This window comes from Neorhizobium sp. SHOUNA12A (assembly GCF_023006505.1).
GTDB lineage: Bacteria > Pseudomonadota > Alphaproteobacteria > Rhizobiales > Rhizobiaceae > Neorhizobium.
Genome location: NZ_JALBGV010000021.1, coordinates 16,822 through 34,836 on the forward strand (window position 1 = coordinate 16,822; position 18,015 = coordinate 34,836).

The following is an 18,015-nucleotide window of genomic DNA, read 5'->3' on the forward strand; positions in this document are numbered from 1 at the left end:
CGCCGGACGGCGCTGGCGCGTATCCCGATCCGTATATGGAAATGGAACGCGGACGATATCGCCCTGCTCAAAGATCGGCATAGGCCTTCCGATCGGCTTCGCTATCCCACTCATCGAACGTGGCAAACGGATCGTCGACCGGCTGGGACGCGCGAGCGATGAGCACACGGCCATCTGGTTCGAACGTGTAAACGAGCTCATCACCCTCCCTCAACTTGAGGGCAGTGCGAACGGGCTGCGGAATCGTGGTTTGCGATTTGCTGGTGAGGCGGCTGGTAATCATAGGCGCATCTCCTTCAGTCCCTATTGTAAGGAATTTCCTTACCAAAACAAGCTGGAGACCGAGGAGATCTGCCGTGTCTTACTCCGGTAGAATCCGCACAGCGCCCTTGTCAGCACTCGCGGCAAACGCAGCGTAGGCCTTCAGTGCCGTGGTGACGTTGCGCTTGCGGGGCTGCGACGGCTTCCAGCCGAAGGCGTCCTGCTCTCTGCGGCGCTCGGCGAGTTCGGCGTCCGAAACGGCGAGGTTGATCGTGCGGTTCGGGATGTCGATCTCGATCTTGTCCCCTTCCCGCACCAGGCCGATCGTGCCGCCGTTTGCCGCTTCCGGGGAAGCGTGGCCGATCGACAGGCCGGAGGTGCCGCCGGAGAAACGGCCGTCGGTGATGAGGGCGCAGGCCTTTCCAAGGCCCTTCGACTTCAGGTAGCTGGTCGGATAGAGCATTTCCTGCATGCCCGGACCGCCCTTCGGGCCCTCGTAGATGATGACCACGACGTCGCCGGCGACGATCTCGTTGGAGAGGATCGCCTTGACGGCCGCATCCTGGCTTTCAAAAACGCGGGCCGGACCGGTGAACTTCAGGATCGAGTCGTCGACGCCGGCCGTCTTCACGATGCAGCCGTCGATGGCGATATTGCCCTTGAGGACCGCAAGTCCGCCGTCCTTCGAGAACGGATGTTCGACGGAGCGGATGACGCCTGCCTCGCGGTCGGTGTCGAGTTCGTCCCAGCGGGCTTCCTGGCTGAAAGCAACCTGGGTCGGGATGCCGCCAGGTGCTGCGCGGAAGAAGTTGCGGACCGTCTCGCTGTTGGTGCGGGTGATATCCCAGCGGTCGATCGCATCACCGAGCGTTTCGGCATGCACCGTGTAGCACTCGCGGTTGAGCAGACCGCCCTTATCCAGTTCGCCGAGGATCGACATGATACCGCCGGCGCGGTGGACGTCTTCCATATGAACGTCGGCCTTGGCCGGCGCGACCTTGGAGAGGCACGGCACGCGGCGCGAGAGCTGGTCGATATCGTCGAGGTTGAAATCGACCTCGCCTTCATAGGCGGCTGCGAGGATGTGCAGGACGGTGTTGGTGGAGCCCCCCATGGCGATGTCGAGCGTCATGGCGTTCTCGAAAGCCTGCTTGGTGGCAATCGAGCGCGGCAGGACGGAATAGTCGTCCTGCTCGTAATGACGGCGGGCGATATCGACGATCAAATGACCGGCCTCGACGAACAGGCGCTTGCGGTCGGCATGGGTCGCGAGCACCGAGCCATTGCCGGGCAGCGACAGACCGAGCGCTTCGGTCAGGCAGTTCATCGAATTGGCGGTGAACATGCCTGAGCACGAGCCGCAGGTCGGACAGGCCGAACGTTCGATGACCTTGACGTCCTCGTCGCTCATCTTGTCGTCGGCGGCGGCAACCATGGCGTCGATCAGGTCGAGCGAATGGGTCTTGCCCTTCAGCACCACCTTGCCGGCTTCCATCGGGCCACCGGAGACGAAGACGGCCGGGATGTTGAGGCGCATCGCTGCATTCAGCATGCCGGGGGTGATCTTGTCGCAATTGGAGATGCAGACCATGGCGTCGGCACAGTGGGCGTTGACCATGTATTCGACCGAGTCGGCGATGATTTCGCGCGACGGCAGCGAATAGAGCATGCCGTCATGGCCCATGGCGATGCCGTCGTCGACGGCGATCGTGTTAAATTCCTTGGCGACGCCGCCGGCCGCTTCGATCTCGCGGGCAACGAGCTGGCCCAAATCCTTCAGGTGCACGTGACCGGGCACGAACTGGGTGAAGGAATTGACCACCGCAATGATCGGCTTGCCGAAGTCCGAATCCTTCATGCCCGTCGCGCGCCAAAGCCCGCGCGCGCCTGCCATGTTGCGGCCATGGGTCGTGGTTCTCGAGCGGTAAGCTGGCATGGTGTTGTCCTCGATCTCTTCTTGCGGGCCGGCACAGTCTACCGCTTTCGGGAGACGCGCGCAAAAGCCCGTGGTTTTGCGGCTTTCCTAGCGCAAAGCGTCCGGAGTGTCACTATCACGACAGGCCAAAGCGGTACGGTTGGAAGACCTGCAGAAACCGAAATTGTGTTCCCGACCTCGAACCTCTATATTGTTTTCAAAGCCGCCTGGAGAAAGCAATGACCTCCATCATGTCGATCATCGTTCACGCCACCTGGGACGAGGAAGCCTCCGTGTGGGTCGCGACGAGCAATGATATCGAGGGATTGGCCGTTGAAGCCGAAACCATGGAAGAGCTTGAACCAAAGGTGAAAGCCGCGCTCGCCGACTTGATTGAGCTCAACGGCACCTCATCTCCGCTTCAGGAAATTCCCGTCTACATCATGTCGGAGCAGCTCTCCCGCATTCCCAACCCACGACGCGCCTGAACAATGGCCGGCTATCTTCGGGAATTGAAGGAGATGCTGGAAAAGGCCGGCTGTTATTACCATCGGCCCGGCAAGGGTGATCACGAAATCTGGTACAGCCCGATCACGAAACGCTATTTCACGGTGGACCACGGCGTGAAATCTCGTCACACGGCCAATACCGCGCTCAAGCAAGCCGGACTTCCGAAGGCATTCTGATCGGCCCTCACTTCACCCGCAGTTCATCCGGATGGATATCGAAGTGGTCGAGGATCATCTTGACGTTGCGGCGGTGCGATTTGAAGAAGAGGTCGAAGACATCGCCCGCCAGCGGTACGCTGCCGAGCAAGGAGTCCGCGGCAATGTTGCCGAGCATCCGGGTAAGCTTTTCCGGCGGCAGGCCGAGCTTTCGGGCTTCGCTGACGATGTAAAGGCCGACCAGCGCGCCGCCCGCATCGCCGACGAGCGGGATGAGGCCGAAGACCGAATCGGCGCCGAAACGGATGCGGGTGCCGGGAATGCCGATTGCCGTATCCATCAGCCGCGCAATGCCCGAAAGGCGGCGCAGGCGCCGTAGTCTCTCAGTGCGGTCGGCGAAGGTTTCGTGGCTTCCGGCATCCCATGTGCGTGCCGTCATCTGCAATCTCCTCTTGTCGGGCGAATGGCCCTGCGATGAGAACTGAAGAACTCGAAATGGGGTTCCATCGACGGCATTTCCATCCGCAAACCTCCGGTTTTTCACGCAAACGTGGTTCGAACCAATCTTCCCGCCGCTGTGAAACCTTTCGGTTCCGCGTTACGTATAGGAGCAAGAAGGCACTCGTTGCCGTAGAGGAGATTTTCGACATGCCCGCCTATCGTCCGCCGCATATTCCGGCTTCCGAAATCACCCCCCGCGATATCTACATGTCGCGCCGGAATTTTATGGGCGCTGCGGCCGCAGCCGGGCTTACCTTTGCAGGAGCCGACAGCGCTTTTTCCGCGCCGCTGACGGCCAGCCCCAGCGCCTTCAAGCTGGACGAGAAGCTGACCCCCAAGGAGGCGGTCACCACCTACAACAATTTCTATGAGTTCGGCGTCAACAAGGAAGATCCGGCCGCCAATTCCGGCGACTTCAAGCCAACGCCCTGGTCGGTCAAGGTCGACGGAATGGTCGGCAAGCCCAAGGAATTCGGCCTCGAGGAACTGATGAAGATGACCCTCGAGGACCGCACCTACCGGATGCGCTGCGTCGAGGGCTGGTCGATGGTGATCCCGTGGATCGGTTTCCCTCTGTCTGCCCTTCTCGACCAGGTCGAGCCGCTCGGTAGCGCCAAATACGTCGCGTTCGAGACCGTGGTGCGGCCGGAGCAAATGCCGGGCCAGAAGGGCTTTTTCCAGGCGCTGCCCTGGCCCTATGTCGAAGGCCTGCGGCTCGACGAGGCGCGCCACCCGCTGGCGATCCTCGCGGTCGGCCTCTACGGCGAGACGCTGCCGAACCCCAACGGGGCGCCGATCCGGCTCGTCGTGCCGTGGAAATACGGCTTCAAGAGCATCAAGTCGATCGTCAAGATCTCGCTGGTCGAGAAGCAGCCGCAAACCACCTGGAAGAATGCCAACGCCCGGGAATACGGCTTCTATTCCAACGTCAATCCGGCAGTCGATCACCCGCGCTGGAGCCAGGCGACGGAACAGCGGATCGGCGAAAGCGGCTTCTTCGGCGCCAACCGCCGGCCGACCCTGCCCTTCAACGGTTATTCCGATCAGGTAGCGAGCCTTTATGACGGCCTGGACCTGAAGGCGAATTATTGAGGATGGCGAGCTTTCCTACCCTGCCCCGCCGCTATCACAAGGCCAGCGTCTGGGCGCTCTATGTGATCGGTCTCGTTCCGGCCGTCTGGTATTTCTATCTCGGGCTGACCGGTGGCCTCGGCTTCAATCCGGTCAAGGAGTTCGAACATCAGCTCGGCATCTGGGCGCTGCGGTTCATCATCGCAACGCTCGCGATCATGCCGCTGCGCGATCTCGCCGGCATCAACTGGATCCGTTATCGCCGAGCGCTCGGGCTGATCGCTTTCTATTACGTGCTCCTGCATTTTTCGGTCTATGTGTCGCTCGACCTGCGTTTCGATTTCAGCGCGGTGGGCGGCGATATCGCCAAGCGGCCCTATATCACCATCGGCTTTGCCTGCCTGCTGTTGCTGATCCCGCTTGCGGTCACCTCCAACAACTGGTCGATCCGAAAGCTCGCCCAGGGCTGGAACAAGCTGCACAAGCTGATCTACCTGATCGCCGCCGGCGGGGCGCTCCACTATGCGCTGGCGGTCAAATCCGTGACATTGGTGCCGTTCATTCATATCGGGTTGATTGCCCTGCTGCTGGCCTATCGATCCCTCAGACGGCCGATCCTGAATTGGAAAAGGGCCAATAACAAACCGGTAAAACCCGTGGCCTCGCAGAGGGCAAGGCAGAACGGCTGACGCGAAGGGCGGATCGAGCGCCTCGGCCTTTACGGATGCCCCCCAACGCAAGGAGCCGGATCCATCGATCCGGCTCCTGTCATGTTCAAGGTCTTTGAGGCCCACTCAGAAATGCTTGCGGAACAGCAGCCGGTCGAGCGACAGGTACCCTCCTCCAAAGGCGGCGTAGAGGAAGGCGCCGCCTGTCCAGAACAGCGAAGCCAGTTCTGCCTTGCTCTGAACCTGTTCCAGGAAGATGTGACCGCCATCCTTCAGCCGCGCCAATGCCTGCGGCGTAAACAACTGCTGGCCGCCGGCCTTCAGCGCCTCAATGCCGGCCGGGGTCAGGAAAGCGTCGCCATAGGGATGGGTGACGTGGAACCAGAGGGTCATGGCCAGCATCACGCCGTTAGCGAGCGCAACGGGGCGGGTGAACAGGCCGGCTGCGATGAACATGCCGCCGAAGAATTGCAGGGCGGCCAGGAAGGGCGACCAGAACCAGCCCGGATACATGCCGATATTTTCGACGAAGCCTACCTGCGCCAGCGGCGCAATGATCTTCGGCCATCCCTCGATTACCAGCATGCCGCCGACCGCCAGCCGGAATATGCTCCAGGCCATGGGCTGCGCCAGCTTCTCATAGACAGGGGCCAAAGCGGGAATGACGAGTTCGTCTTTCGCATTTTCAAAAACTACATGCTCAACCATTTTCGTACCTCACGATCTTGTCTCAATGCCGAGACCCTATCGCTTTGGCCGGGTGAGCTCTTGACGCAGGTCAAGCCGTTCGATCGATCGGTAAGGTCGCCACCATAGTTGGCCGGAAACGCGAAAAAGCCGGGCGTCTCCACCCGGCTTTTTCAATTCGACGATGCGGAAAATTATGCGGCTTCGGCAGCGTCTGCTTCAGCAGCAACACGAGCCTTGTCGGCTGCGCCCTTGGCGTCGACATCGCGTTCAACGAACTCGATGACGGCCATGGCAGCGTTGTCGCCCTGGCGGAAGCCGGCCTTCATGATACGCAGGTAACCGCCGTTGCGGGTTGCGTAACGCGAAGCGATGGCGTCGAACAGCTTCTTGACGGCGTCCTGGTCCTGGATCTGCGAGATCGCCTGACGACGAGCGTGCAGGTCGCCGCGTTTGCCGAGGGTGACGAGCTTTTCGACGATCGGACGGATTTCCTTCGCCTTCGGAAGGGTCGTGACGATCTGCTCGTGAGTGATGAGCGAAGCCGCCATGTTGGCGAACATCGCCTTGCGGTGGCTGGCGGTACGGTTGAGCTTGCGGCCGGCTACTCCGTGGCGCATGGCTATTCTCCTTTAATGCAGGTACCCATCTATTTTCGGGCCTGCCGTTTCCTGGCACATACGGGCACTCATCTCTTTCGATCAGAGGCCCGCTGTTTGACGGGGAAAGGCAGTCAAAACCTGCCTTTGTTGATTTCAGTACTGGTCTTCGTAACGCTTGGCGAGATCTTCGATGTTTTCCGGCGGCCAGGCGGGAACTTCCATACCCAGATGGAGGCCCATGGATGCCAGAACTTCCTTGATCTCGTTCAGCGACTTGCGACCAAAATTCGGAGTGCGCAGCATTTCCGCCTCGGTCTTCTGGATGAGGTCGCCGATATAAACGATGTTGTCGTTCTTCAGGCAGTTGGCCGAACGGACCGAAAGTTCCAGTTCGTCCACCTTCTTGAGAAGCGCCGGGTTGAACGCGAGTTCGGTAACCGATTCTTCTTCGACGTCCTTCTGCGGTTCGTCGAAGTTGACGAAGACCGAGAGCTGGTCCTGAAGGATGCGAGCGGCGAAAGCAACGGCATCTTCACCCGTGACCGAGCCATCGGTGTCGATGGTCATGGTCAGCTTGTCGTAGTCGAGAACCTGACCTTCGCGGGTGTTTTCCACCTTGTAGGACACTTTCTTGACCGGCGAATAAAGGCTGTCGACCGGGATCAAGCCGATCGGAGCATCTTCGGCACGGTTGCGATCGGCAGGGACGTAGCCCTTGCCGTTGTTGACCGTGAATTCCATGCGGATCTCGGCGCCCTCGTCGAGGGTGCAGATGACATGGTGCGGGTTGAGTATCTCGATATCGCCAACCGTCTGGATGTCGCCGGCGGTTACCGAGCCCGGGCCCTGCTTGCGCACGACCATGCGCTTTGCGTCGTCGCCATCCATCTTGATGGCGATTTCCTTGATGTTGAGCACGATGTCCGTCACATCTTCCCGGACGCCCGGGATGGAGGAGAACTCATGCAATACGCCGTCGATCTGCACGGCGGTTACAGCCGCACCGCGCAGAGACGACAGAAGCACGCGACGAAGCGCGTTGCCGAGCGTCAGGCCGAAGCCGCGCTCGAGAGGTTCGGCAACCAGGGTTACCTTGGTACGGCCGGAGGAGGAGAATTCCACCTTGTTCGGCTTGATCAGTTCCTGCCAGTTCTTCTGGATCATCACTAAATACCTTCCGTTCGTTGCCACCATCCAATCGTGGCAACCGAGCATGAGGAGCACCGATCGAAACGATGTCCATCGGCGATATGGGTAAAGCCGCCGAACCTCCAGGGAGGGTCAGGCGGCTATTCCCGAGTTCAGACAGAGGCCACCCGCCGGTAGCCCCTTCGCTTTCCGACGATCAGACGCGGCGCTTCTTGCGCGGGCGGCAGCCGTTGTGCGGGATCGGGGTCACGTCGCGGATCGAGGTGATCATGAAGCCGGCAGCCTGCAGAGCGCGCAGAGCCGATTCACGGCCGGAACCCGGACCGCAGACTTCGACTTCCAGCGACTTCATGCCATGTTCCTGAGCCTTCTTGGCGCAGTCTTCGGCAGCGATCTGAGCGGCGAACGGGGTCGACTTGCGCGAACCCTTGAAGCCCTTCGCACCAGCAGACGACCAGGCAATTGCATTGCCCTGCGCGTCGGTGATGGTGATCATCGTGTTGTTGAAGGTAGAATTGACGTGGGCAACGCCCGACGTGATATTTTTACGCTCGCGTCTACGGACGCGGGTGGCTTCCTTGGCCATTTTATCCCTTTCGTTGATCTCTGCACCGCCGTAATTCCAGCGGCTCCACCTCAGGTGAGCAGTCGTTAGTCGTTAGTGAGCAGGACTAATCACCGCTCACTAATCACTGCTCACTTGAAAATTACTTCTTCTTACCAGCGATCGCCTTTGCCGGACCCTTGCGGGTGCGGGCATTGGTATGCGTGCGCTGACCGCGGACCGGAAGGCCACGGCGATGACGCAGGCCGCGATAGCAGCCGAGGTCCATCAGACGCTTGATGTTCATCGCGGTTTCGCGACGAAGGTCACCTTCGACCTGATAGTCGCGGTCGATGGTTTCGCGGATCTGAAGGATTTCCGAGTCCGTCAACTGATGGACGCGCTTTTCAGCCGGAAGACCGACCTTCTCCATGATTTCCGATGCGAATTTCGGGCCGATCCCGTGAATGTAGGTCAGCGCGATGACAACGCGCTTCGCAGTCGGGATGTTGACGCCAGCGATACGTGCCACGCCTATTCTCCTTGTTCCAGTTGCCATCCGGCAAGTGGTACTTCTTCCATGAAAGCAGCCAGATTTATGGCCGCCAGTTCAAACACCATACGGAACAGGTCAAAACGACCGGTCTCGGATGTCCTTGCGGGAAATCCGCGCCGATCGCTAAAGCTGTCGCGAGTTGGCGCGGTGTTTAACGGAATCAGTGCTGAATTGCAACCGCTCCGCCCAAGATTCTTTAACAGATCGATGACGGCTCAAAGAGCCGCCAGGATATTTTCGATATCGGACGTGACTTTGTCCATGTCCGCCATGCCGTCGACAGCCTTGAGCTTGCCCTTGGCATGGTAATAACCGATTAGCGGCGAGGTTTCCTTGTAGTAGACCTCGAGGCGCTTGGTCATGGTCTCGGCATTGTCGTCCGGACGGCGCTTGAAATGCGTCGAACCGCATTTGTCGCAGACACCTTCCTGGGACGGCTTCTTGTCCGTGTCGTGGTAGACCGTGCCACACTGGGCGCAGGAGTAACGGCCGGAGACGCGACGCACGAGTTCCTTGTCGTCGACACGCAGTTCGATGACGACCGAAAGATCGAGACCCTTGGCCTTCAGCATCGCCTCGGTCGCATCCGCCTGCACAAGCGTGCGCGGGAAGCCATCCAGGATGAAGCCATTGGCGCAGTCGGGCTGGTCTATACGCTCGGAGACAATCGCATTGACGATTTCGTCGGAGACAAGGTTGCCGGCGTCCATGACGGCCTTGGCGCGCTTGCCGACTTCCGTCTCGGCGGCCACCGCCGCACGCAGCATATCGCCCGTGGAGAGCTGCGGGATACCGTGCTTCTCCACGATCCGCTGGGCCTGGGTCCCCTTCCCCGCACCCGGCGGCCCTAAAAGAATCAATCTCATCGTCCCCTCTTTCCTCCGCGCAGTTTCGACTTCTTGATCAGACCCTCATACTGCTGCGCAATGAGGTGCCCCTGAATCTGTGCTACCGTATCGAGGGTTACACTGACAACAATCAAAAGCGAAGTCCCACCAAGGGCTAATGGCACGCCGGTGCGGGCCACTAGGAATTCCGGCAGGATGCAGACGAAGACAAGGTAGACCGCGCCGATGACCGTGATTCGGGTCAGCACGTAATCGATGTATTCGGCGGTGCGCTCGCCAGGACGGATGCCCGGAATGAAGCCGCCATGCTTTTTCAGATTATCGGCGGTATCCTTCGGATTGAAGACGATCGCCGTGTAGAAGAAGGCAAAGAAGGCGATCAGCAGGCCGTAGAACAGCATGAACAGCGGCTGGCCGTGGCCGAGCGCCGAGATGATCATCGTCGCCCAGCCCGGCAGACCGGAATTGCCGGCAAAGCCCGCGGCAGTCGCCGGCAGAAGCAGCAGCGAGGAGGCGAAGATCGCTGGGATGACGCCCGAAGTGTTGAGCTTCAGCGGCAGGTGCGACGTATCGCCCTGGAACATGCGGTTGCCGACCTGGCGCTTCGGATACTGGATCAAAAGGCGGCGCTGGGCGCGTTCGACGAAGACGATCAGCGCAATAACGCCGATGGCGACGACCAGCACGGTGAGAATCAGTGCGGTCGGCAGAGCGCCGGTGCGACCGAGTTCCAGCGTGCCGGCAAGCGCCGTCGGCAGGCCGGCGGCAATGCCGGAGAAGATGATCAGCGAAATGCCGTTGCCGATGCCGCGCGACGTAATCTGCTCACCGAGCCACATCAGGAACATGGTGCCGCCCAGCAGCGTGACGACCGTCGAAAGCTTGAAGAACCAGCCCGGATCGACCACCAGGCCCTGGCCACTTTCGAGGCCGGCCGCGATGCCATAGGCCTGCAGCGTGCCGAGCAGCACCGTTCCGTAGCGGGTATACTGGTTGATGATCTTGCGGCCGGCTTCGCCTTCCTTCTTGAGGTTTTCAAGCGAAGGGACGACCGAGGTCATCAGCTGCACGATGATCGATGCGGAAATATAGGGCATGATGCCGAGCGCGAAGATCGCCATGCGCTCCACTGCACCGCCCGAAAACATGTTGAAAAGTCCGAGGATGCCGCCAGCCTGGCCGCGGAAGGCCTGCGCATAGGCTTCGGGGTTCAAGCCCGGAAGCGGGATATGGGTGCCGAGGCGATACACGAGAAGTGCCGCAAGGGTGAACCAAAGCCGCTTCTTGAGATCCTCCGCCTTGGCGAAGGTCGCAAAATTCAGATTGGAGGCAAGTTGTTCCGCTGCAGAAGCCATGCAATTCTCCGCCCGACCAATTCTCCGGCGGCGGGGGAAATGCCAGGTCCGGAAAGCAGTCTAAAAATTCAGGTTCACAAAAACCGGGCGCGCGAGATTGCCAATGCAATCGGATGCCTCACCCTGTTTTCCGTATGATCCCGGTCAGGCGACCAACAGGATCGCTTCGGGATCGTGAGGCTCACATATGGAGATAAAATCGCCCGGTGTGAAGCACAAACCGGGCGATTTCTAAACGATTTATTCGGCTGCTGCTTCGGCTACGACGAGCAGCTTGATCGAAGCGCCGGCCTTCTCGATCTTTTCGACGGCAGCCTTGGAGGCGCCGGCAACTTCGATCGAAACCTTGGTCGTCAGCTCGCCGTCGGCGAGGAGGCGAACGCCGTCCTTGGGGCGACGGATGACGCCGGCAGCCTTGAGCGCGGCCGCATCGATCGTTGCCTTCGGGTCGAGCTTCTTGGCATCAATCGCGGTCTGGATACGGCCGAGCGAAACGACGGCGTAGTCAGTCTTGAAGATGTTGGTGAAGCCGCGCTTCGGCAGGCGACGATAGATCGGCATCTGGCCGCCTTCGAAGCCCTTGATCGCCACGCCGGAACGGGCCTTCTGACCCTTCACGCCGCGACCGCCGGTCTTGCCCTTGCCCGAACCGATACCGCGACCTACGCGGATACGGTCCTTGGAAGAGCCTTCGTTGTCCTTGATCTCATTCAGTTTCATGGTCAATTCCTCCGTCTCACTTCTCGTCGACGACGCGAACGAGATGCTGGACAGCCCGGATCATGCCACGAACGGAAGGAGTATCTTCCAGCGTACGGGTCCGGTGCATCTTGTTGAGGCCGAGACCGATCAGCGTCTGACGCTGGACGGCCGGGCGGCGGATGGGGCTACCGGTCTGCTCGACCGTAACCGTCTTCTTGGCTTCTGCCTGAGTGGCTTTCTTGGCCATTATCGCTCTCCTTATTCTTCCTGCGCATTGCCGGAAGCGGCGCGGCGAGTCTGCAGCGTTGCATACTTGATGCCGCGCTGAGCTGCTACGTCCTTCGGATGCACCTGATGCTTCAGGGCGTCGAACGTTGCGCGAACCATGTTGTACGGGTTCGACGAACCGGTCGACTTGGCGACGACGTCATGGACGCCGAGCGTTTCGAATACGGCGCGCATCGGGCCGCCGGCGATGATGCCGGTACCAGCCTTGGCCGAGCGCAGCAAAACCTTGCCGGCGCCGTGACGGCCGTTGACATCGTGATGCAGCGTACGGCCATCACGCAGGGGAACGAAGATCAGATCGCGCTTTGCGCTTTCGGTCGCCTTGCGGATGGCTTCCGGCACTTCGCGTGCCTTGCCATGGCCGAAGCCGACGCGGCCCTTCTGGTCGCCGACGACGACGAGGGCTGCAAAACCAAAACGACGGCCGCCCTTGACGACCTTGGCGACGCGGTTGATCGCGACCAGCTTGTCGACGAACTCGCTATCGCGCTCTTCGCGGCTCTGGCGATCTTCGCGCTGGCCTCTTCTTTCTTGTGCCATTGTTCTTTTCCTTTTTCTTTTCCGGGTGCAATGGGCAATTTCCGGGAGCCAACCATCCCCTGCCCACGAAGGACTAGGATGGAACGACTTATGAGTGCGGCGAACCGCATTTCGCCCGCCTCCCCTATTTCAGGGATGCGGGCGAAAATTCTTAGAAGCTCAGGCCGCCTTCGCGGGCAGCTTCGGCCAGGGCCTTGATACGGCCGTGATAGATGAAGGCGCCGCGATCAAACACGACTTCCGTCACGCCGGCCTTGGTGGCGCGTTCTGCAACCAGCTTGCCGACAGCGGCAGCAGCCGCAACGTCAGCACCGGTCTTCAGCGACGTGCGCAGACCGGCATCGAGGGTGGAGGCGGCAGCAAGCGTGCGGCCGGCCACGTCATCGATGACCTGGACATAGATGTTCTTGGACGAACGGTGAACCGACAGACGCGGACGGCCATTTGCGACCTTCTTGATCTGGCGGCGAACACGGCTCGCACGCTTGGTGAGTGCTTCTTTTCTGGTAGCCATGATCCGTCGTCCTTACTTCTTCTTGCCTTCCTTGCGGACGATCCGTTCCTCAGCGTACTTGACGCCTTTGCCCTTGTAGGGCTCTGGACCGCGGTATTCGCGGATTTCCGCGGCAACCTGACCGACCTGCTGTTTATTGATGCCGGTGACGACGATTTCCGTCGGCTTCGGCACGGCAATGGTGATGCCTTCCGGGGTCTGGTAGACCACGTCGTGAGAAAAACCGAGCGCCAGCTGCAGGTTCTTGCCCTGCAGGGATGCGCGGTAACCGACGCCGTTGATTTCAAGCTTGCGCTCGAAACCGTCCTTCACACCCTTGAAGATGTTTTCGATCATCGTGCGGGACATGCCCCACTTCGAACGAGCATCCTTGCTGTCGTTGACCGGGGTCACCGAGACAGCATTGTTTTCGAGTTCCAGCTTGATTTCGTCGTTTGCGACGAAGAAAAGCTCACCCTTCGGGCCCTTGGCAGTCACTTTCTGGCCATCAACAGTGGCCGTGATCCCTGCAGGAACCTGAACGGGCTTTTTACCGATACGAGACATGTTTCAATCCTGTCTGTTCGCTATGGAGTTCCCCTACTCTGCCTTAGAAGACAGAGCAGAGAACCTCGCCACCAACGTTCTGTTCGCGAGCCTGGTGATCGGCCATCACGCCCTTCGGAGTCGAAAGGATGGTGATGCCGAGGCCGTTCGCGACCTGCGGAATGGACTTTACCGAGACATAGACCCGGCGGCCCGGCTTGGACACGCGGCCGATCTCACGGATCACCGACGCGCCTTCGTAGTACTTGAGTTCGATTTCGATCTCGGCCTTGCCGTTACCGAAGTCGATTTCCGAATAACCGCGGATATAGCCTTCAGCCTGCAGGACGTCGAGAACGCGTGCACGCAGCTTGGAAGCAGGCGTGGAAACGGTCGACTTGCGGCGGGCTGCGCCGTTGCGGATACGGGTGAGCATATCGCCCAAGGGATCAGTCATGGTCATCTAACGATCTCCTTACCAGCTCGACTTGACGATGCCCGGCACCTTGCCGAGATTGCCGAGCTCACGAAGCGCGATACGCGACATCCTGAGCTTGCGATAGAAAGCGCGCGGGCGACCGGTGACTTCGCAACGGTTGCGGATACGCGTCTTCGAGCCATCGCGCGGCAGAGAAGCGAGCTTCAAAGTTGCCTTGAACCGTTCTTCGATCGAAAGTTCCTGGTTCATGATGGTAGCCTTCAGGGTCGCACGCTTGGCGGCCTGGTTGGCAACTGTCTTGCGGCGGCGCTTGTTCTTTTCAACTGCGCTGGTTTTCGCCATATGGGAGTTCCTTCTAAACGCTCGTCGTTACGGTTACTGGCGGAACGGGAAGTTGAACTCTTTCAAGAGAGCCCGTGCTTCGTCGTCCTTGGTAGCCGTCGTGCAAACGATGATGTCCATGCCCCACATCTGATCAACCTTGTCGTAGTTGATCTCTGGGAACACAATGTGTTCCTTGATGCCCATGGCGAAGTTGCCACGGCCGTCAAAGCTTTTCGGGTTCAGGCCGCGAAAGTCGCGAACGCGCGGGAGCGCGATGTTGATCAGACGGTCCAGGAATTCGTACATGCGGGCGCCGCGAAGCGTGACCTTGGCACCGATCGGCATGAATTCGCGAACCTTGAAGCCCGCGATGGAATTCCGTGCCTTGGTGATCACCGGCTTCTGGCCAGCGATGGCAGCCAGGTCGGCAGCAGCCACGGAAGGCTTCTTCGAGTCAGCCGTCGCTTCGCCAACACCCATGTTGATGACGATCTTGTCCAGCTTGGGGATCATCATGTCGTTTGCGAAGGAGAACTGCTCCTTCAGCGCGGCGCGGATGCGGGAATTGTATTCCGCCTTGAGCCGCGGCTCATACTTTGCCTCAGCCATCGATCACATCTCCCGTACGCTTGGCTACACGCACCTTCTTGCCGTCGACGACGGAGAAGCCAACGCGGGTCGGCTTGCCGTCTTTCGCGGCGATCGCGATGTTCGACAGGTGAATGGACGCTTCCTTGTTGATGATGCCAGCTTCCTGCGTCTGAGACTGACGCTGGTGGCGCTTCACCATGTTGATGCCACGCACGACGGCGCGGTCTTCCTTCGGCATAACCTGAAGGACTTCGCCGGTACGGCCCTTGTCCTTGCCGGCGAGTACGACGACGCTGTCGCCCTTCTTGATCTTGTTCATCGCATGAGCTCCTTACAGTACTTCCGGAGCCAGCGAGATGATCTTCATGTGGTTCTTGGCGCGAAGTTCGCGCGGAACCGGTCCGAAGATACGGGTGCCGATCGGCTCTTTCTTGTTGTCGATGAGGACCGCTGCGTTGTTGTCGAAGCGGATGACGCTGCCGTCCGGACGACGGATGTCCTTGGCGGTACGCACAACAACCGCCTTCATCACGTCACCCTTCTTGACGCGGCCGCGCGGGATGGCTTCCTTGATCGAAACGACAATGATGTCGCCGATGGAAGCGTACTTGCGCTTGGAGCCGCCCAGCACCTTGATGCACATGACACGACGTGCGCCGGAATTATCCGCCACGTCGAGGTTTGTTTGCATCTGAATCATGTCAGGTCGCCTTTTTCTAATGACCGGAACGACCGGGCGTCAAAGACGCCCCGTTTCGGCTTATGGACAGAATCTCATTGTGCGCGGGTGGGTCTTGCCAAGGTGGTTTCCTTAAAAGGACCTTCCCTGCGCTCAAAGCAAAAGAACGCTCGTTTCCGAGCGTCCTGCGCCAGTGGGGTGCTTCTTACAGGATTCTACGCCGGGCGCAAGGCCCAGACGCAGGTCCGAAGCAAATTAAGCCTGGGCGGAAACGACCGTCCAGGTCTTGTCCTTGGAGATCGGTGCGCATTCCTCGATGGAAACGACATCACCTACCTTGTACTGGTTGTTCTCGTCATGCGCCTTGTACTTCTTGGAACGGCGGACCGTCTTCTGAAGCAGCGGATGCGCGAAGCGGCGCTCGACCCGGACAACAACGGTCTTCTCGTTCTTGTCGGAAACTACGACGCCCTGCAGAATGCGTTTCGGCATATTATTTTTCCTTAGGCCTTGGCTTCTGCCGCCTTCTGGCGGGCAATGGTTTTCACGCGGGCGATGTCCTTGCGAACTTCGGTGATGCGCGAGGACTTCTCGAGCTGGCCGGTGGCCTTCTGGAAGCGCAGGTTGAACTGCTCCTTCTTCAGGTCGGCGAGCTTGTCCTTGAGCTGGTCGGCCGTGAGGCCGCGAACGTCTTCGGCTTTCATGTGCCTTGCTCCTTACTCTGCGATGCGCTGTACGAAGCGCGTCTTGACCGAGAGCTTGGCAGCACCGAGACGAAGCGCCTCGCGGGCGAGCTCCTCGGAAACACCGTCGATCTCGAACATCATGCGGCCGGGCTTGACCTTGCAGGCCCAGTATTCGACGCCGCCCTTACCCTTACCCATGCGGACTTCGGTCGGCTTTGCGGTGACCGGAACGTCCGGGAACACGCGGATCCAGACACGGCCGGCGCGCTTCATCGCGCGGGTGATCGCGCGGCGGGCCGCTTCGATCTCGCGGGCGTTGACGCGGTTGGGTTCCTGGGACTTCAGACCAAATTCACCGAAGGCCAGGTCGAAGCCGCCCTTGGCCACACCCTTGATGCGACCCTTGAACTGCTTGCGGTACTTGGTACGCTTTGGCTGCAACATTTTCTTACTTCTCCGAGCTTATCTTTCGCCAGCGTTGATCAAGCGTTTTCGCGGCGGCGATCACCACGGTCACCACGATCGCCGCGTTCGCGGCTTGCGGGACCCTGTGCATCGCCTTCCATGGCGCGACGTTCAGAAGCCATCGGATCGTGCTCAAGGATTTCGCCCTTGAAGATCCAGACCTTGATGCCGCAGATACCGAATGCGGTTTCGGCTTCAGCCGTACCGTAGTCGATGTCTGCACGCAGCGTATGAAGCGGAACGCGACCTTCGCGGTACCATTCGGTACGGGCGATTTCTGCACCACCGAGACGGCCGGCGCAGGTGATCTTGATGCCTTCGGCGCCGAGACGCATGGCCGACTGAACGGCACGCTTCATCGCACGGCGGAAAGCCACGCGGCGCTCGAGCTGCTGGGCGATCGACTGGGCGACGAGCGTCGAGTCGATTTCCGGCTTGCGCACTTCAACGATGTTGAGATGCGTTTCCGAATTGGTCATCGTCGCGATCTTCTTGCGAAGCTTCTCGATGTCAGCGCCCTTCTTGCCGATGATCAGGCCCGGGCGAGCCGAGTGGATCGTGACGCGGCACTTCTTGTGCGGACGCTCGATGACCACCTTGGCGATACCGGCCTGCTTCAGCTCCGACATCAGGTAGGCGCGGATCTTCAGGTCCTCATGGAGGAGCTGACCGTATTCCGCGTTGTCGGCGAACCAACGGCTGTCCCAGGTGCGGTTAATGCCGAGGCGGAAACCGATCGGATTAATTTTCTGGCCCATTATGCAGCCTCCCCTTTTTCCTCGACTTCGCGCACGACGATCGTCAGATGCGAGAAAGGCTTCTCAATCCGCGATGCACGGCCGCGGCCGCGAGCGTGGAAACGCTTCATCACGATCGACTTGCCTACATAGGCTTCCGAAACGATCAGCGCGTCGACGTCGAGGTCATGGTTGTTTTCGGCATTGGCGATTGCAGACTCGAGGGTCTTCCTCACCGTGCCGGCGATGCGCTTGCGCGAGAATTCGAGTTCTGCAAGCGCGCGTTCGACCTTCTTGCCGCGGATCATGGCGGCAACGAGGTTCAGCTTCTGGGGGCTGACGCGGAGCGTACGCGCAACTGCCTGCGCCTCGTTATCCTTCAGCCGGCGTTCGGTCTTAGCCTTCGCCATGATTACTTCCTCTTCGCCTTCTTGTCCGCGCCGTGACCGTAATAGGTACGGGTGGGAGCGAATTCACCGAACTTGTGTCCGACCATGTCTTCGTTGACGCTGACCGGAATGTGCTTGCTGCCGTTGTAGACGCCGAACGTCAAGCCAACGAACTGCGGCAGGATGGTGGACCTGCGGGTCCACATCTTGATTACTTCACTCCGTCCGCCTTCGCGCACCTTCTCAGCCTTCTTGAGAAGATAGCCGTCAACAAACGGACCTTTCCATACTGAACGAGCCATTAGTGACTTCCT

General features: G+C 59.9%; 30 protein-coding genes. 4 read left to right on the forward strand and 26 right to left on the reverse strand.

Annotation, left to right across the window (positions count from 1 at the left end):
- Positions 1–67 precede the first annotated feature (67 nt).
- Positions 68–283, reverse strand: coding sequence for a type II toxin-antitoxin system PrlF family antitoxin (locus MOV63_RS12100; RefSeq protein WP_038542199.1), 216 nt, complete (start codon positions 281–283; stop codon positions 68–70).
- A gap of 78 nt (positions 284–361) precedes the next feature.
- Entirely contained in the window at positions 362–2,197 is a 1,836-nt protein-coding gene (ilvD, locus tag MOV63_RS12105) for a dihydroxy-acid dehydratase (RefSeq protein ID WP_247033995.1), read from the reverse strand.
- A 218-nt stretch (positions 2,198–2,415) separates the two neighbouring features.
- Here ilvD and MOV63_RS12110 point away from each other — a divergent pair, with 218 nt between their 5' ends.
- Positions 2,416–2,664, forward strand: coding sequence for a DUF1902 domain-containing protein (locus MOV63_RS12110; RefSeq protein WP_247033996.1), 249 nt, complete (start codon positions 2,416–2,418; stop codon positions 2,662–2,664).
- Between the two features lie 3 nt (positions 2,665–2,667).
- Entirely contained in the window at positions 2,668–2,862 is a 195-nt protein-coding gene (locus MOV63_RS12115; protein ID WP_247033997.1) for a type II toxin-antitoxin system HicA family toxin, read from the forward strand.
- 7 nt (positions 2,863–2,869) lie between these two features.
- Here the strand turns inward: MOV63_RS12115 and MOV63_RS12120 are convergent, their stop codons facing one another.
- Positions 2,870–3,280, reverse strand: a complete 411-nt coding sequence (locus MOV63_RS12120) for a DUF4112 domain-containing protein (RefSeq protein WP_247033998.1) — start codon at positions 3,278–3,280, stop codon at positions 2,870–2,872.
- A 209-nt stretch (positions 3,281–3,489) separates the two neighbouring features.
- Here MOV63_RS12120 and msrP point away from each other — a divergent pair, with 209 nt between their 5' ends.
- The gene (msrP, locus tag MOV63_RS12125; protein ID WP_247033999.1) at positions 3,490–4,434 is read left to right on the forward strand and encodes a protein-methionine-sulfoxide reductase catalytic subunit MsrP; all 945 of its coding nucleotides are present in this window, start codon (positions 3,490–3,492) and stop codon (positions 4,432–4,434) included.
- A 2-nt stretch (positions 4,435–4,436) separates the two neighbouring features.
- Positions 4,437–5,102 (forward strand): protein-methionine-sulfoxide reductase heme-binding subunit MsrQ, encoded by a 666-nt coding sequence (gene msrQ, locus MOV63_RS12130; protein ID WP_247034000.1) that lies wholly within the window; start codon positions 4,437–4,439, stop codon positions 5,100–5,102.
- A 105-nt stretch (positions 5,103–5,207) separates the two neighbouring features.
- Here msrQ and MOV63_RS12135 read toward each other — a convergent pair whose 3' ends face one another.
- The 23 genes from MOV63_RS12135 to rpsS all read right to left on the reverse strand — a co-directional run bounded on the left by MOV63_RS12135 (position 5,208) and on the right by rpsS (position 18,003).
- Positions 5,208–5,789: a DoxX family protein gene (locus MOV63_RS12135; RefSeq protein ID WP_247034001.1), complete on the reverse strand. Its 582-nt coding sequence runs from the start codon at positions 5,787–5,789 to the stop codon at positions 5,208–5,210.
- A gap of 173 nt (positions 5,790–5,962) precedes the next feature.
- Positions 5,963–6,388 carry a 50S ribosomal protein L17 gene (gene rplQ, locus MOV63_RS12140; protein ID WP_007766870.1) on the reverse strand — a complete coding sequence of 142 codons (426 nt, stop codon included), beginning with the start codon at positions 6,386–6,388 and terminating at the stop codon, positions 5,963–5,965.
- A 135-nt stretch (positions 6,389–6,523) separates the two neighbouring features.
- Complete coding sequence (locus MOV63_RS12145) at positions 6,524–7,534, reverse strand: DNA-directed RNA polymerase subunit alpha (RefSeq protein ID WP_038542179.1); 1,011 nt, start codon at positions 7,532–7,534, stop codon at positions 6,524–6,526.
- A 181-nt stretch (positions 7,535–7,715) separates the two neighbouring features.
- Positions 7,716–8,105, reverse strand: coding sequence for a 30S ribosomal protein S11 (gene rpsK, locus MOV63_RS12150; protein ID WP_007766864.1), 390 nt, complete (start codon positions 8,103–8,105; stop codon positions 7,716–7,718).
- 121 nt (positions 8,106–8,226) lie between these two features.
- Entirely contained in the window at positions 8,227–8,595 is a 369-nt protein-coding gene (rpsM, locus tag MOV63_RS12155) for a 30S ribosomal protein S13 (RefSeq protein WP_037084707.1), read from the reverse strand.
- Between the two features lie 239 nt (positions 8,596–8,834).
- Complete coding sequence (locus MOV63_RS12160; protein ID WP_038542174.1) at positions 8,835–9,485, reverse strand: adenylate kinase; 651 nt, start codon at positions 9,483–9,485, stop codon at positions 8,835–8,837.
- Complete coding sequence (secY, locus tag MOV63_RS12165) at positions 9,482–10,822, reverse strand: preprotein translocase subunit SecY (RefSeq protein ID WP_038542171.1); 1,341 nt, start codon at positions 10,820–10,822, stop codon at positions 9,482–9,484. The genes MOV63_RS12160 and secY overlap by 4 nt, the downstream gene beginning before the upstream one ends.
- A 240-nt stretch (positions 10,823–11,062) precedes the next feature.
- Entirely contained in the window at positions 11,063–11,542 is a 480-nt protein-coding gene (gene rplO / locus MOV63_RS12170; RefSeq protein WP_038542167.1) for a 50S ribosomal protein L15, read from the reverse strand.
- A gap of 16 nt (positions 11,543–11,558) precedes the next feature.
- Complete coding sequence (gene rpmD, locus MOV63_RS12175) at positions 11,559–11,771, reverse strand: 50S ribosomal protein L30 (protein WP_037084714.1); 213 nt, start codon at positions 11,769–11,771, stop codon at positions 11,559–11,561.
- An 11-nt stretch (positions 11,772–11,782) separates the two neighbouring features.
- The gene (gene rpsE, locus MOV63_RS12180; RefSeq protein ID WP_038542164.1) at positions 11,783–12,352 is read right to left on the reverse strand and encodes a 30S ribosomal protein S5; all 570 of its coding nucleotides are present in this window, start codon (positions 12,350–12,352) and stop codon (positions 11,783–11,785) included.
- Positions 12,353–12,503: 151 nt separating this feature from the next.
- Positions 12,504–12,866, reverse strand: a complete 363-nt coding sequence (rplR, locus tag MOV63_RS12185; protein WP_024164298.1) for a 50S ribosomal protein L18 — start codon at positions 12,864–12,866, stop codon at positions 12,504–12,506.
- A gap of 12 nt (positions 12,867–12,878) precedes the next feature.
- Positions 12,879–13,412 (reverse strand): 50S ribosomal protein L6, encoded by a 534-nt coding sequence (gene rplF, locus MOV63_RS12190; RefSeq protein ID WP_247034003.1) that lies wholly within the window; start codon positions 13,410–13,412, stop codon positions 12,879–12,881.
- A 43-nt stretch (positions 13,413–13,455) separates the two neighbouring features.
- Positions 13,456–13,854, reverse strand: a complete 399-nt coding sequence (gene rpsH, locus MOV63_RS12195) for a 30S ribosomal protein S8 (protein ID WP_038542158.1) — start codon at positions 13,852–13,854, stop codon at positions 13,456–13,458.
- 12 nt (positions 13,855–13,866) lie between these two features.
- The gene (rpsN, locus tag MOV63_RS12200) at positions 13,867–14,172 is read right to left on the reverse strand and encodes a 30S ribosomal protein S14 (protein WP_007770129.1); all 306 of its coding nucleotides are present in this window, start codon (positions 14,170–14,172) and stop codon (positions 13,867–13,869) included.
- A 33-nt stretch (positions 14,173–14,205) separates the two neighbouring features.
- Positions 14,206–14,763 (reverse strand): 50S ribosomal protein L5, encoded by a 558-nt coding sequence (rplE, locus tag MOV63_RS12205; RefSeq protein WP_038542155.1) that lies wholly within the window; start codon positions 14,761–14,763, stop codon positions 14,206–14,208.
- Complete coding sequence (rplX, locus tag MOV63_RS12210; RefSeq protein WP_038542152.1) at positions 14,756–15,064, reverse strand: 50S ribosomal protein L24; 309 nt, start codon at positions 15,062–15,064, stop codon at positions 14,756–14,758. The genes rplE and rplX overlap by 8 nt, the downstream gene beginning before the upstream one ends.
- A gap of 12 nt (positions 15,065–15,076) precedes the next feature.
- On the reverse strand, positions 15,077–15,445 hold the full coding sequence (rplN, locus tag MOV63_RS12215) for a 50S ribosomal protein L14 (RefSeq protein WP_007770138.1): 369 nt from the start codon (positions 15,443–15,445) through the stop codon (positions 15,077–15,079).
- 234 nt (positions 15,446–15,679) lie between these two features.
- Positions 15,680–15,916 (reverse strand): 30S ribosomal protein S17, encoded by a 237-nt coding sequence (gene rpsQ, locus MOV63_RS12220; protein ID WP_037084728.1) that lies wholly within the window; start codon positions 15,914–15,916, stop codon positions 15,680–15,682.
- Between the two features lie 11 nt (positions 15,917–15,927).
- On the reverse strand, positions 15,928–16,128 hold the full coding sequence (rpmC, locus tag MOV63_RS12225; RefSeq protein WP_007770142.1) for a 50S ribosomal protein L29: 201 nt from the start codon (positions 16,126–16,128) through the stop codon (positions 15,928–15,930).
- Between the two features lie 12 nt (positions 16,129–16,140).
- Positions 16,141–16,554 (reverse strand): 50S ribosomal protein L16, encoded by a 414-nt coding sequence (gene rplP / locus MOV63_RS12230; RefSeq protein WP_007770145.1) that lies wholly within the window; start codon positions 16,552–16,554, stop codon positions 16,141–16,143.
- A 38-nt stretch (positions 16,555–16,592) separates the two neighbouring features.
- Positions 16,593–17,333: a 30S ribosomal protein S3 gene (rpsC, locus tag MOV63_RS12235; protein WP_007770147.1), complete on the reverse strand. Its 741-nt coding sequence runs from the start codon at positions 17,331–17,333 to the stop codon at positions 16,593–16,595.
- Positions 17,333–17,722, reverse strand: coding sequence for a 50S ribosomal protein L22 (gene rplV, locus MOV63_RS12240; RefSeq protein WP_247034005.1), 390 nt, complete (start codon positions 17,720–17,722; stop codon positions 17,333–17,335). Before rplV ends, rpsC begins: the two co-directional genes overlap by 1 nt.
- Positions 17,723–17,724: 2 nt before the next feature.
- Positions 17,725–18,003, reverse strand: coding sequence for a 30S ribosomal protein S19 (rpsS, locus tag MOV63_RS12245; protein ID WP_007770151.1), 279 nt, complete (start codon positions 18,001–18,003; stop codon positions 17,725–17,727).
- Positions 18,004–18,015: the final 12 nt, after the last annotated feature.